We start from the raw sequence: 14,616 nt of genomic DNA on the forward strand, positions 1-14,616 counted from the left end.
TCACTCCAATATTTCTATAAATTAGCTAAGTGTTTTCTCAGGTAAAGTTGACAATTCTTTCGTAATATCACGTGAGCGTTTTGCTGCTCCTTTAATACATTCAATCATAATGTCCTGATAATCATTGTCTTCAAGTACATTTAATCCAGCTTCGGTAGTACCACCAGGGCTTTTCACATTTAAATATAATTCTCGTGGTGACTGATCCGTTGATTTCATTAAATCAATCGCACCTTGCATCATTTGAATAATAACTTCTTTCCCTAAGTCTTCATCTAAATTTAATTCTTCTAGTGAATCATACATGCCTTCAACTAAATAATACATAAAGGCCGGACCACTTCCTGCAATAGCAGTAAGGCTATCAACATCATGTTCAGGTACCTGTTTAACCATCCCAACAGCTTCAAATAAGGATGAAGTCATCTCCATATCTTCTTCATTTGCATAGTCGCCTGCAGCAATCATCGTTGCTGAAGAGCCAACAGCCGCTGACGTGTTTGGCATCACCCGAACAACGGGTGCGTTGTGACCGAGTAAGTCTGATATATATTCAGTCGTAATTCCTGCAAGAACCGATAGAAATAGTTGGTTTTTAGAAGTTAACGATCGAATTTCATTAACGGCATCCTTCACTCCAATTGGTTTCATCGCAAGAATGACAATATCGGCATTTTGTAAAACTTCTTCATTACTAGTGCTCACTTGTACACCATACTTCTCACGCAGGTGATTTAGTCGATCATAATTAGAGCGGTTTGTGACATGAATCTGATCGGCAGCTACTTTCTTTTGGTGAATTAATCCTGAAAAAATAGCTTCTGCCATATTTCCTGCTCCAATAAAAGCGATCTTTTTTTGTTGTAGCACTCTATCATCTCCTAATGATTTTTATAGAACCAATCTTGCTTATCCGTATCCCTCTAATGAATCTCACAAGTAATAATGCTATAGGATATAGAGATTGGTTTCAACCCTGATAGATCCTTATTTAATGGAATAAAAGACTATGAGGGGGTCTGTAACATGCAGAGCACTCCTTAATACATACTCTTTTTAAAAATACTTAAAAAAGATAAAGAATGATCCATTTCTCATTCCAGATTTATGTAAAAGTGAAAGTAATATGTAGAAACCCTAAAATGTTCTAGGGGAATAAGGGTGAGAGGGTGTATATGGCGACCGGAAAGTTTATACGGTGAAAAACAGTTGTGTTTAGTCCACCTTCAAAGATGTCCAATATTATGAAATAAGGCGTTTAATTGTATACCCACTAAAAATCCTTGCCCTTTTTTATTAAAGCCTGTACATCAGTCCTATCCTTGGATTTATTCAAACATACTCTATATCAAGGGGGTGAGAAAATGCGAAATAAACAAAAAAATATTAGAGATATTTTGGACGCATTAAGCAGATTAAATCTTCCTGGTTTGTATCGACCGAATAATGAAGGGGGGACACGAGGAAGCTGTTCAAATTATTGTTCAAATGTGTGCAGCACACTTTACCCGTTTCAGTTTAATCAGTGTTTTAATGATTGCATAGCTTGTCAAAGTGCAACCATTTCAGAGACTGATGAATCCTTACTAGATGAAGATGAAAAGTAATCAGGAAAAAAGTTTGAAGCTTTCGTAGCTTCAAACTTTTTTCTTTTTATAAACGAAGTGCGAAGGAACCCTTGAATGGAAGCTCTCCGTTAATTAGTTTACTGAGAAGAAATACGATAAATTGCTTTATCCGTATGTACTTGAACGTCGGCTCCTTCTCCTTGGAATTGAAATGAATCATCAACCGGAATCTCAAAACAATCCTCTGGTAAAGGACTATCCTTTTCATCACCATGAACTTGGCCAGTACCATGTAAAATAATTTCTTTATTAGGAATGTAGTCGTCGATTGAAGCTTGCTCGGACTCTCTTAGTGAAACAGAATCAAGTTGGATCGAAACGAGGTCAATATCCATTACCTCTTTCTTACCTGTTTCATGTTCCCCTTTCTGAATAGAAAGGGTATGTCCTTTTCGCTTCTCCAGCCAAGAAGAAAATTGATCAATCATGTTGCTCATTCGTAATCAGCCTCCATGTTAAGATTTATAACCCTTAGTATGATTTTCATTAGTTCTTTTTATAATTTATTCCTTACGGCGAAAAATTTAAACATTAATTCTTAGAGTTTCAAAAATAAAGAATGATTTAAAAAGACTACAAAGCTTTAAATAATATAGACCAGATAATGAATAAATAAGTTACACCTAAATATCCTCATGAGAATAAAAAAACTTAGACCATTCTTTGGTCTAAGTCGTGAACTAAAAGAGTTTACAATTCTTCGAAAATGCTTACTTTATTGCAGTCTGTAGTGAAAGTGTATGTTTCATCATTTGGATTCGAACCCATACCTGGTCCAGAAGTTACTTGGAATGTAGCACAACAATCCCCATTAATTCTTAATAAAGCTATTGATTTTACATTGAAAGATTCACCTGGACCTATAAAAGGATCGTTTTCGCCAACTGAAAGGATCACCCCGTCTACTACTAGCTTATCAAAAAGCACATTGATTTCATCTTCATACGTTCTACAGAAACAACCATTACACCCATTATTATTGTTGTTATTATTTTTTCGCTTCTTTTTCTTACAACATCCACATTGTGAATGACGATCACTTCTAAATTTACTCATTTTATTTCCTCCTAATTATAGTTGAATTCCCTTTTCATCAGGGTTACTATACTCTATGTGAGAGGAAGTATATGGTATAGGTTTGTGGCTAGTACAAGCAAAAACAGGCTAAGTGACGCGATGAATGGCCTATCATTACTAGGTTCCAGCCTCACCTAACATATTTAGACAATCGACAGCAGATCCCGTCCGTTCTCGTCGAATTATGCGCTTCCCCGGGAAATTGATGATATCTTTTCGGAAATACAAGAAAGAAGGGACATCAGTATGACAACAAAACTTTATTATCTATCAGCCTATAAGAAGACATTTGAAGCATCCATTTTAAAAAAAGATCAAGATAAGCAAGGTTCATATATCGTACTTGATCAAACTGCATTTTATCCTACTGGTGGTGGACAACCGAGTGATACCGGCGTATTAAATGACGTACCTGTTACTTCAGTTGAAGAAGTAGAAGGGGAAATACGTCATTACCTTAATCGATCACTTCCTCGAGACGTACATTCGATTAGTGGGGAGATCAATTGGACTAGACGGTTTGATCATATGCAGCAGCATGCTGGGCAACATATTCTCTCAGCAGCTTTCGCAGAGTTATTTGGATTTGAAACAGTGGGGTTTCATTTAGGTACAGATGAAGTCACCATTGATTTAGCGATAGATGAACTTACGAATGAAAAAGCAGATCAAGCAGTGGAGTTAGCTAATCACATCATTTCAGAGAACCGATCCATCGAAACGAAATGGGTGAGTGAAGAGGAGGCCGCTTCTTATCCTTTACGAAAAGAACTTTCTGTTAGTGGTGATATCAGACTTGTGATCATCCCTGATTTTGACTATAACGGTTGTGGTGGTACCCACCCGAAAAAAACATTAGAAGTTCAAGGCATCTCGATTATTGGTTGGGAAAAGCAGCGGAAAAATATTCGTGTACGTTTTGTCTGTGGGAATCGGATTGTAAAGCATTTCAAAAAACAGAACGACGTATTACAGCAGTTAGCGCAATTATTGAATGCACCGTTACACACATTACCTGAAGCGAGTAGACACTTACTTTCTAAACAGAAGCAAAGTGATAAAGAAATTGTAGAATTAAAGCAAGAAATACTTACATACGAAGCGAGAGACTTATTCAATCAAAGTGAAACAGTGAGCAACAGACGTTTCGTTTTTCGAAGTTTTGAAGACCGTACGATTCAAGAGATGCAACAAGTGGCACGAATGATCGTAAACAAAGAGAAAAATGTCGTCGTCTTTTTAGTATCTGAGTCAGGCGAAAAGCTTCAGCTGGTCATAGCATGCAGTCAAGATCTAGAGAACATGAATGCAAATGATTTAATGAAAGAGCTACTTGTTGAAGTCGATGGTCGAGGAGGCGGAAACCAAATGCTTGCTCAAGGCGGAGGAAGAAAGAATGTGGACGTCGAATATTTAGTGGAACGAGTGAAAAAATGGATCGTATAAGAAGGAGAAAGGGCTGCGAATGTCGTAGTCTTTTTCTTATTCAGTGGAATAAAGATTATTTACTATCGCATAAGAAGGTATGTTCTGCTATGATAGAGAGTGGATTTTTACGAGATGAGCGTAAGCAAGCAAGTGGAATTTGTTAATAGAGGAGATAAAGAATTGATTAGAACCTTACCATTTACAATATCAAAAACAGAAAATTTCTTTGATCAATTAGGTGATTATGTTGGAGATGTTTTTTATGACATCTTACCAGATAAAGGCTACGAGCTAAGAGATGAGCAAATTTTTATGGCCTTCCAAGTTGAGCAAGCGTTTAAGCAGAAGAAAACGATCTTTGCTGAAGCAGGAGTTGGAACGGGTAAAACATTTGTTTACTTGCTTTATGCAATTTGTTACGCACGCTACATGCGTAAACCAGCGATTATTTCCTGTGCCGATGAAACGTTAATTGAGCAGCTCGTTAAAGAGGGCGGAGACATTGAAAAGCTTCAAAAAGCATTAGGCCTTAAAGTCGATGTAAGACTCGCAAAGGCACGCGAGCAATATGTGTGTATGAAAAAGCTAGATCCGCTATCAAATAAGACCGATGATGAAGACATATTACGTGTTCATGATGAGATTCCTAACTTCGTCTATGATAACGCAACGTCAATGAATTCGTTTAAAAGCTATGGAGATCGAAAAGAATACCCGTGGGTACCAAATGAAAAGTGGGAGCAGATTGCTTGGGATCCGCTTCAGCAATGCTCGACCTGTGATTGGCGCCATCGTTGTGGTCAAACACTGAATCGTGATTATTATCGTCATGCAGGAGACTTAATCATTTGTTCTCACGATTTTTATATGGAACATGTATGGACAAAAGAATCGAGAAAACGAGAAGGGCAATTACCTCTTTTACCAGAGGCGAGTTGTGTTGTCTTTGATGAAGGGCATCTACTGGAGTTTGCTGCACAAAAAGCATTAACCTATCGTTTTCACTCAGAGACATTAACGACGGTTTTGACTGGTTATATGAATCAAGATGTGCGAGAGGAATCTCTTTATGCAATTGAAGAATTACTCTCTCTACATGATGAATGGTTTGACATTCTTCGAGATACAGCGGTACAAGTGGAGGGCTCGCAAAGACGTGAAGTCCCTCGTACAAAAGAAATGCAAGTACTGGCTAGGAAGATGGATAAGCAAGTGCAGATTATCTTAGAACAACTCGTTTTTGATTCGGAACTATTTGTGCTAGAAGATTATCACGTTAAAATGATCGAGGAGTACCTTGAGTTTTTCTCTTATGGACTAGCTATCCTGCTAAAAGAAGATGAAGGGATTTTCTGGCTTGAGGAACATGCATCCGAAACGTCATTTGTCATTATGCCTAGGCTTGTAGAAGATATTTTGAAAAAAGAAGTGTTCTCACAATCTATTCCTTTTATCTTCTCCTCCGCAACGTTATCAAGAAACAAAGATTTCTCATATATGTCAAACAGTTTAGGGATTGAGGAAGCCCTATCTTTCTCAGTCGAATCTCCATTTGATTATGATGAGCAGATGAAGATTATCGGTCATGTCGATCAACATGAGGAACAGAAATGGAGCGAGTTTGCCGAGGCGCTTCAAGTTAATGGAGGACGTTCACTGATCTTATTCTCATCCGTTGAAGAGATGAATCGTTTTAGATCATGGTCAACTAGCCATAGCTTCTCATTCCCAATGATCTATGAAGGGGACGGGGAAATTAGTGAAGCGGTGAAAGAGTTCCAACATAATGAAACAGCTGTTTTATGTTCCTATCATTTATGGGAAGGGTTAGATGTCCCAGGAACTTCGTTAACTCAAGTGCTCATTTCATCCTTACCGTTTCCGCCACAAGATCCAGTCTTCAAAGCGAAACGAATGCATGCCTCAAATCCGTTAGAAGAAATTGATGCGCCTTATATGTTACTAAGACTGCGCCAAGGGATTGGCCGATTAATACGTAGTAGTGAAGACAAGGGTATGGTGCAACTATGGCTAACTCAGCAAGAAAAAGAAATGCATGAAACCAATATTCAACAAGTATTTCCAGTTTCAATTGATTGGAAATAAACGAGGGGGGCTGGGACATATCTAAGAGGTTTAACTCAGGATACGAACGAAGCACTAAATGAGCGGATGAAATATACGGAGACCTCCTGCGGGATGTAAAGCAGAGGTGAGACCCCACAGTGCGTAGCACGAGGAGGCTCACCAGCTTCCCGCGGAAAGCGTAGTGTATTTCAGGAGCGGTTTACATAGACCGCATCAGTAATGTTCGATTATCCATAAGTTAAAATACTTTTGTCCCAACCTCTTTTTTTCACAAAAGAGTTGACAGTGAATGGAATGTACATTATGATTATCTTAAATTCAAGATAAAAACCGGTTAAATTTTTAGAAGTAATATCTTAAATTTAAAATATTATAAGTTAAGATATTTTTTTACCTGTATATCTTGGATTTAAGATATTGGATAAGTATAAGAGATAAGGAAAAAGTAAGACGAAGTGTGCTTGTCTCAGTTTGAAACGTAACGAAATGATAATCACTGGGGTGAGAAGAATGGGATTTTTAGAAAAGTTATTTGGTAAACCAACACAAAAGGAGAATGATACTATGTCAAACGTAAAAGTAGCCATCATTTATTACAGTTCAACAGGTACCAACTACACATTAGCAAAATGGGCAGAAGAAGGCGCTAAGGCATCTGGTGCTGAAGTAAAAGTGTTGAAGGTTCCTGAACTTGCACCACAAGCTGCGATTGATTCCAACCCAGCTTGGAAGGCTCATGTTGAAGAAACGAAAGATGTTCCTGAAGTAACACTTGATGATCTTGAGTGGGCAGATGCTTTCATCTTTAGTGTACCAACTCGTTTTGGTAACATTCCTGGTCAAGTGAAACAATTCCTTGATACTACAGGTGGACTTTGGTTCAACGGGAAACTTGTTAATAAAGTAGCAAGTGCGATGAGTTCAGCTCAAAATGCACACGGTGGGCAAGAAGCAACGATCTTAGCTCTTTATAATACAATGCACCACTGGGGAACAATTATTGCTTCACCTGGTTACACAGATCCAGTTACATTCACTTCTGGTGGAAATCCATATGGAACGAGCGTGACTGTGGACCAAGAAGGTAAGATGCAAGAAAATGTTGAAGAAGCAGTAAAACACCAAGCAAAACGCACAGTTGATATTGCATCATTGATTAAAAAAGGGAATGAATAAGCCATTATAGAAGGTCAGAGGATCAATTCTCTGACCTTTTTTTAGGTATTATGTATAAAATTTCACATACCATATTTTATATTTGAAAAAATAAAGCATTAAATAAGAACCTAAAAAAAGACAACCAACATAAGTTGATTGTCTCGTAGATTCAAAATTTTATTCTTCATTTTGTCTCGTTGTTTGGAATGGAAGGGTATCCCAGAAGCTCGTATCAACTGTATCAATTGAGCCATCAGCAATCGCTTTTACAGTGGAGTCTAGAGTGTTAACAGTTTGTCTAATAAGGTAGCCGTTACTTTTTTGACCAAGAACAGCTGTTGGGTTTGTGTGGTCACTCATGCCACGCATTTCAAAAAGAAGAGTTGCAATGTCGTAACGAAGAGCAATACCGTTACGTCCGATATTATCGCCTGCGCCACCATTATATTTGCCTAGGTGACCCCAACCTTTTGATTCGATTTCGTGGAAAACAACCGCCCCAAGTTTTTTCGAATCTTCTACAATCGTAGGATCAACATTAGGGTTTGTTGGATAAAGAATTGAGCCTGATACTAACTTACCATCACGTTCACTTTGTGTGCCTTGGTGGTGAAGGTCAATTAAATAGTCAATCTCATATTTTTCAAATACATTTTCATAAAGGGCACGAGCTTCAGGTTCCATTTCCTCAATCGCTTTATTGTGCTCACGATTCAGGTCAACGTTATTTGCATTTGTACGTGTAAGGTGACGATCACCACTTGCAATGTAGTCATCGGTTGAAAAATTGACATCACCCATCGCGCCATCAGCATTTAACATCGGGATCACAAGGATATTTACGTTGTCTAAGACAGATTTCGATTTCCCTGTACCAAGATGTTTAATGAACTCCATAGCTCCTTCTGTAGTCAGTTGCTCATTTCCATGTTGCTGAGTAAGGAAGAGAATCGTTGGATTAGACTCATCTGAAATGTACTTTGCCATGTAAATGTCGCGGCCTTTAACCGTTTCACCAATGACTTCAAGCTCTAGTGCTTGTTGCCTTGCTTCTTGCTTTTCAAGGTAATCTACTAGTTCTTCATATGTAGTAAGGATAGAGGTTTGAATCGATTCGTTCCCGTTGTAGTTAGGGCCATTCCCCACGGCACCAACCGATAATCCCGTTGTTGCTAGTGCTCCAAAAGTCATAACACCTGATAGGGATAAAGCGAGCATTGTCTTCGTAATCTTCTTCATCAAATTCCTCCTTTAGATAATTGTGGTTCTCTTTCAAGAAAATAACTATACTCTAATATTAAATAAAAAATAATAATCTGTTAATAAGGAAGAAAGACTGTTTTGGGACTCGAAATAAAAAGGGATAAAGGACTAAAGTGAGGTAGTTATTAGAAATAGATGATGCGAAAGAATGATGAATATAGATGAAAAGTACCTAATGTATAAGTATACTAATATATAAGTTGAATAACAGAGGTTTAATAGGACTTTTTCTATAAGAAAGACCTACGATCGATTCATTTAAACCTGCATTCATGAGAGTTTTTCCTCATACGGATAAAGAGATAAAAGGATTTCTCGTTTATTTCAGGAAAGTAATAAAGGTAAAGAAAGATAGAGAGAGTGGGGTGAAGAAATGTTTAGTGAGACGATGAAACGACAAGAGTTGTTTGAATCTATTATTGAAAGCATAGATGAAGCGATCCATGTGGTCGATGCGAATGGAATTACGATTTTTTATAACAAAGTAGCAGCTAAAAATGATGGAATTACAATTGAAGATGCTCTCGGTAAGCATGTATTAGACGTTTTCCCCTCTTTAAATAAAGAAAACAGTACCTTGCTGAAAGTGATAAAAAATGGAACGCCGATTGTGCAACAGCATCAATCTTTTACAAATATACGAGGTCACTTAATCGATACGGTTAATACGACGGTCCCTATTTATTCAGGAAAAACATTAATTGGAGCAGTTGAGGTTGCGAAGGATCTATCAACAGTCAAACAACTATCACAAAAGCTAATCGACCTTCAATCGTCCGTTCATAAACAAACCAAGCCTGTTCAATCTACGGGAGCTACGTTCAAGTGGGATGACATCATTACAGAAGATCCGAAAATGATCAGTATGATCAACTTAGCAAAAAAAGCGGCAAATACTTCATCTCCTATTATGGTATTCGGTGAAACAGGCACGGGTAAGGAATTATTCGTTCACGCGATTCATCAGCATTCTGCTCGCAGGGAAAAATCATTAATTGCTCAAAATTGTGCATCTCTCCCTTCGACTTTATTAGAGAGTATGTTATTTGGAACAAAAAAAGGTTCCTACACAGGGGCTGTGGATCGTGCTGGGTTAATTGAACTGGCTCACAGAGGAACGTTGTTTTTAGATGAATTAAATACGATGCCACTTGATTTTCAAAGTAAATTACTCCGTGTTCTTGAGGATGGAATGATCAGAAGACTAGGCGGTGCAGAGAGCTATCATACAGACGTGCGAATCATTGTCGCGCTAAATGAACATCCGATCCAGTGTATGGAAAAAGGGAGTTTAAGACGCGATTTATTCTACCGCTTAAATGTATGTTTTATTGAAATTCCACCGTTACGTGAAAGACGTGGTGATATACCATTATTGATCGAACATTTTAGGAAGAAGTTTAATTATAAATTTCACACGTTAGTCATGAAGGTTAAGGATGATGTAATTGAACATTTGATCCAATACTCTTGGCCTGGTAATGTGCGTGAGCTTGAACATGCCATTGAATATGCTGTCATGATGACGGGCGGAGATACAATTACGTTGGAGCATCTCCCTGCTTATTTAAAAATAGAAAAACAACCAATCACTCCACATTCTTTCAACCAATCACAAAAGAAACGTCTATCATTACGTGAGACACTTGACTATACTGAAAGGGCGTTAATAAAAGAAGCGATTCAAGAAGCAAAAGGGAATATTATGCAAGCTGCAAAAATACTAGAAATCCCAAGACAAACGCTCCAGTACAAGCTTACTAAATTTAAAATAACGTTTGAGGAGGGGACAATGCATGAGTAAGCCTACAACGATAAAGAAACCATCCTTTTCTCTTGAATTAGTAATGGATGATTTTAATAAGAGAGTACGCATCGAATCATTTCGGGGTAATGTAATTGATCTTGTGAATTTTTTACACGAAAAAGCCTCTGCAAATATTTATGAAAAACTTATTGTTCAAGCACGCTCGACTCAGTGGGAAGAGTTATTGAAGCTTGGCTTTGAATTAGAGGGGAAGTTACGAAGGTTTTTCAATGGTAGTGAGGGGTATATCATGACGTACTACTATAACGATAAGCGCAGAACAAGTTCTCATTGGAGTGTAGAACAAGAAATTTTGCAAAATGTGATAAAAAAGCATATTAAGCCAATTAAGCGAGATCTTCCTTTGCAATACCAGTTGAGAAAGGCGACGGTTGATGATGCAAAAGCTCTAGCTACACTGTATCAAGCTGTATTTCCTATTTATCCGACACCAATGAATGAAGCGAAATACGTTCGGAAAATGATTGAAAGTGGGAGTATTTTTTGGGTGACTGAATACGAGGGAGATATCGTTAGTTCAGCTTCTGCTGATCTGAATAAAATCTTCCACCATGCAGAGCTGACTGATTGTGCGACCTTGCCAGAACATCGCTCACATGGACTAATGAAACATTTATTAGTCAAACTTGAAGAAGAGCTTGTTTCAATGGGATTCTATTGTGCATTCTCTTTAGCAAGAGCTAGGTCGTTCGGTATGAACGATGCTTTTTACCAATTAGGCTACTCTTACGGAGGAAGGTTAACAAATAATTGCTATATTTTTGAAGACCTTGAAGATATGAATGTGTGGGTGAAAGACTTATCCCAATAATAATAATGGATCAACACGAGCTGCCAGTAATTAGTCGTTTGCTAATTATTCGGCAGCTTTTTCGTTTGTTTGTATGGTATTTGTGCCGGATATTTGGCAATCATAGTCTGACAGTTAAAAGAGAACTGAATCAATGTTGAGACTTATGTATTCTTAAACCCTTATGTATCAGTATTTTAGGCGAATTTCATTTTATAATGCACATTTGGCATGTTCCTTGCTTTTACTAAGAGTAAGTAGCAAAAGGGGGAGATCATATGTGGAATGATTTATACAAGCCAGATCGTCATTGGAGCGAGATTAGTTTATGGAGTGATGTGACAGAAGAACAATGGAACGATTGGATTTGGCAGCTCACCAATACCATTCGAACACTTGATGACTTGAAAAAAGTGATTAACCTAACATCGGAGGAAGAGGAAGGCGTTCGGATATCGACAAAAACGATTCCATTAAATATTACACCCTATTATGCAGCATTGATGAATCCAGATGATCCAAGATGCCCGATTCGGATGCAATCTGTTCCGGTAGGGGAAGAAATTCATAAAACGAAGTATGACATGGAAGACCCATTAGAAGAAGACGAGGATTCTCCTGTACCAGGGTTGACGCATCGTTACCCCGATCGTGTCTTATTTCTTGTAACGAATCAATGCTCGATGTATTGCCGCTACTGTACAAGAAGACGATTCTCTGGACAAATCGGGATGGGTGTACCGAAAAAACAATTAGACGGTGCGATTGCCTACATTCGTGACACACCTGAAGTTCGTGATGTTTTAATCTCAGGTGGTGATGGTTTATTAATTAATGACACCATACTTGAATATATATTAAAGAACTTACGTGAGATCCCTCATGTCGAGATCATTCGGATTGGGACTCGGGCGCCCGTCGTCTTTCCGCAACGAATAACTGAAAATTTGTGCAATATTTTAAAGAAGTATCATCCCGTATGGTTAAATACCCATTTCAATACGTCAATTGAGATCACAGAAGAATCAAAGAAAGCCTGTGAAATGCTTGTAAACTCAGGCGTTCCGGTTGGTAACCAAGCAGTTATTTTAGCTGGTATTAATGATAGTGTACCGATCATGAAAAAGCTGTGCCAAGATCTCGTCAAGATTCGAGTTCGTCCGTATTACATTTATCAATGTGATCTCTCTGAAGGCATCGGGCATTTCAGAGCACCTGTTTCAAAAGGACTTGAAATCATTGAAGGTCTTAGAGGACATACGTCGGGCTACAGCGTGCCTACGTTTGTCGTTGATGCCCCGCATGGAGGTGGTAAAATTACCCTTCAGCCGAACTATATGATTTCACAAAGCCCAGATAAAGTCGTCCTCAGGAATTTTGAAGGGGTGATTACAACGTATCCCGAGCCAGAGAAGTATGAGGCCGGACGTGCAGATGATTACTTTAACAGTATCTATCCAGATACAGCGAAAAAGCACACGAACGTAGGGATTGCTGCCTTATTAAATGATAATCAACCAACCTTAACTCCAAAAACACTAGAACGTCATAAACGTCGTGAAAACTATCAATCCACTGGAGAACACAGTACGTTAAAAGATAAACGAGAAAAACGCGATCAATTAAAAGAAAAGAAATACCAAGCCGAATTAAAAAAGAACACGGTGAAAGAGGAAGAGAACGAAAAGGAGGCTTAAATTATGCAATGTCAATGGTGCGAGGAGGAGAGTGCCAGGATATCACAATCGACTGTTTATTGGGAATTGCCAGATGGTACGCGAGCAATTCAAATTACAGAAACACCAACGATTACATGTGATAGTTGTGGGATGTTATATCAAGAAGAGTCTTTGATCGATGAATTAGAAGATCATCTTATGCTTATTAATACAAAAACTCTTCCTAAATGCATGAGCTATCAAGCTTTAATGGCAGAGCCTAAACTGCTAAAGCGAAACTATTTTCGTTTTTAATGACTGACAAGAAGAAGGGGGTGGGATGGATGGAACGCTCCTATGTGATTAAGCCGTTATTAGACGAAGCGTATCCAATGATTTCTCACGGCAAGGGAATCTATTTGTACGATACAGATGGTAAAGCTTATATCGATGCTTCTTCAGGTGCTGTTACAGCAAGCATTGGGCATGGTGTAGAGGAAGTCATTGAAGCGATGAATAAACAAGCGAATCAAGTATCGTTTGTTTACCGTTCACAATTTACCTCTAAGGCAGTAGAAGATCTCGCTCTTGAATTAAACAACTGGGTTAACGCTGATGAAAATTATCATACCTTCTTTGTCAATAGTGGTTCAGAGGCTACGGAGACTGCTATGAAAATTGCCATTCAGCATTTTCAAGAAAAAGGACAGTATCTAAAAAATAAAGTCATCTCGCGCTGGACCAGTTACCACGGCATCACACTAGGCGCGCTCTCACTATCAGGCCATAAGAAAAGACGTGAACGGTTTATTCCTTTATTACATGACTACCCAGTCGTCCCGCCCCCGTCCTGTTATCGTTGCCCATTTAACGAAACCTTTCCAGCATGTCAGCTTAAGTGCGCTGAGGAATTAAGTGTAGTCATCGAGAAAATGGGTGCTGAGCATATTGCTGCGTTTATTGCTGAACCAATAATTGGTGCAGCGGGAGGCGCGATTGTTCCGCCTCGTGGCTATTATGAGCGAATAAAAGAAATTTGTGAGAAACACGATATTTTATTGATTGCAGATGAGGTGATGACTGGATTGGGTCGCACAGGCGAAGCCCTTGGGATGGATCATTGGAAAGTAAAACCAGATATTTTAGCCCTAGGGAAGGGGTTAAGTGCAGGATACACGCCTCTTGCTGCCACAATGTGTAGCGAGTCTGTGCTAGAACCAATTATGAAGGGTTCAAACTTCATTATGAGTGGTCATACCTTTAGTGCCAATCCGCAATCAGCCGCAACGGCGCTTGCTGTTTTAAACTACGTGAAAACGCATAATCTCGTACAAAAATCCAAGGATAACGGAACGTATTTAAAAAGAAAGCTGAAAACGTTATTTAATCAATTTGACTTTATCGGTGATGTGAGAGGCCTTGGCATGATGGTCGGAATAGAATTTGTGAAAAATAGAGCTTCAAAAGAGTCGTTCCCTTCAACGATTGCATTTACGAATAAACTGGTAAAAAAAGCACAAGAGAATGGGTTATTAATTTACCCTGCCTCGACCGCAAGACCGCAAGGGGATGGGGATGCTGTGATCATCGCACCGCCCCTTGTATCTACCGAAAAAGAAATGGATCAGATCGTCTCCCTTTTAAAGAAGACATTAACGGAGATTTGGACCGACCTAAACTAGAAAGACAGAGGGGAGG

Annotated in this window: 13 protein-coding genes; 9 read left to right on the forward strand and 4 right to left on the reverse strand. The window is 38.6% G+C overall.

Going from position 1 to position 14,616, the window contains the following annotated elements:
• Positions 1-21: 21 nt before the first annotated feature.
• Complete coding sequence (proC, locus tag AB3N04_RS20010; protein WP_368504305.1) at positions 22-870, reverse strand: pyrroline-5-carboxylate reductase; 849 nt, start codon at positions 868-870, stop codon at positions 22-24.
• Positions 871-1,364: 494 nt separating this feature from the next.
• Between proC and AB3N04_RS20015 the strand changes: the two genes are divergently transcribed.
• Entirely contained in the window at positions 1,365-1,607 is a 243-nt protein-coding gene (locus tag AB3N04_RS20015; protein ID WP_368504306.1) for a hypothetical protein, read from the forward strand.
• A 98-nt stretch (positions 1,608-1,705) separates the two neighbouring features.
• Here AB3N04_RS20015 and AB3N04_RS20020 read toward each other — a convergent pair whose 3' ends face one another.
• Positions 1,706-2,065 (reverse strand): hypothetical protein, encoded by a 360-nt coding sequence (locus AB3N04_RS20020; RefSeq protein WP_368504307.1) that lies wholly within the window; start codon positions 2,063-2,065, stop codon positions 1,706-1,708.
• A gap of 253 nt (positions 2,066-2,318) precedes the next feature.
• Positions 2,319-2,684: a hypothetical protein gene (locus tag AB3N04_RS20025; protein WP_368504308.1), complete on the reverse strand. Its 366-nt coding sequence runs from the start codon at positions 2,682-2,684 to the stop codon at positions 2,319-2,321.
• Between the two features lie 267 nt (positions 2,685-2,951).
• Between AB3N04_RS20025 and AB3N04_RS20030 the strand changes: the two genes are divergently transcribed.
• The 3 genes from AB3N04_RS20030 (at position 2,952) to wrbA (ending at position 7,397) form a co-directional block, all read left to right on the forward strand.
• Positions 2,952-4,151, forward strand: coding sequence for a DHHA1 domain-containing protein (locus AB3N04_RS20030; RefSeq protein WP_368504309.1), 1,200 nt, complete (start codon positions 2,952-2,954; stop codon positions 4,149-4,151).
• 162 nt (positions 4,152-4,313) lie between these two features.
• On the forward strand, positions 4,314-6,239 hold the full coding sequence (locus AB3N04_RS20035; protein WP_368504310.1) for an ATP-dependent DNA helicase: 1,926 nt from the start codon (positions 4,314-4,316) through the stop codon (positions 6,237-6,239).
• A gap of 492 nt (positions 6,240-6,731) precedes the next feature.
• A complete protein-coding gene (gene wrbA, locus AB3N04_RS20040) occupies positions 6,732-7,397 on the forward strand; it encodes an NAD(P)H:quinone oxidoreductase (RefSeq protein ID WP_368504311.1) in 666 nt (221 codons plus the stop codon).
• A gap of 159 nt (positions 7,398-7,556) precedes the next feature.
• On the opposite strand, the gene AB3N04_RS20045 is transcribed toward wrbA, so the two are convergent.
• Positions 7,557-8,618, reverse strand: a complete 1,062-nt coding sequence (locus tag AB3N04_RS20045) for a M14 family zinc carboxypeptidase (RefSeq protein ID WP_368504312.1) — start codon at positions 8,616-8,618, stop codon at positions 7,557-7,559.
• Positions 8,619-9,015: 397 nt separating this feature from the next.
• Here AB3N04_RS20045 and AB3N04_RS20050 point away from each other — a divergent pair, with 397 nt between their 5' ends.
• The 5 genes from AB3N04_RS20050 to AB3N04_RS20070 all read left to right on the forward strand — a co-directional run bounded on the left by AB3N04_RS20050 (position 9,016) and on the right by AB3N04_RS20070 (position 14,600).
• Positions 9,016-10,446: a sigma-54 interaction domain-containing protein gene (locus AB3N04_RS20050; protein WP_368504313.1), complete on the forward strand. Its 1,431-nt coding sequence runs from the start codon at positions 9,016-9,018 to the stop codon at positions 10,444-10,446.
• Complete coding sequence (ablB, locus tag AB3N04_RS20055) at positions 10,439-11,281, forward strand: putative beta-lysine N-acetyltransferase (protein WP_368504314.1); 843 nt, start codon at positions 10,439-10,441, stop codon at positions 11,279-11,281. Before AB3N04_RS20050 ends, ablB begins: the two co-directional genes overlap by 8 nt.
• A gap of 257 nt (positions 11,282-11,538) precedes the next feature.
• Complete coding sequence (gene ablA, locus AB3N04_RS20060; RefSeq protein WP_368504315.1) at positions 11,539-12,957, forward strand: lysine 2,3-aminomutase; 1,419 nt, start codon at positions 11,539-11,541, stop codon at positions 12,955-12,957.
• Positions 12,958-13,233: a YokU family protein gene (locus AB3N04_RS20065; RefSeq protein WP_368506111.1), complete on the forward strand. Its 276-nt coding sequence runs from the start codon at positions 12,958-12,960 to the stop codon at positions 13,231-13,233.
• A gap of 29 nt (positions 13,234-13,262) precedes the next feature.
• Positions 13,263-14,600, forward strand: coding sequence for an aspartate aminotransferase family protein (locus tag AB3N04_RS20070; RefSeq protein WP_368504317.1), 1,338 nt, complete (start codon positions 13,263-13,265; stop codon positions 14,598-14,600).
• Positions 14,601-14,616 lie beyond the last annotated feature (16 nt).

It is taken from the genome of Alkalihalophilus sp. As8PL (assembly GCF_040939795.1).
Taxonomy (GTDB): domain Bacteria; phylum Bacillota; class Bacilli; order Bacillales; family Bacillaceae_D; genus Alkalihalophilus; species Alkalihalophilus lindianensis.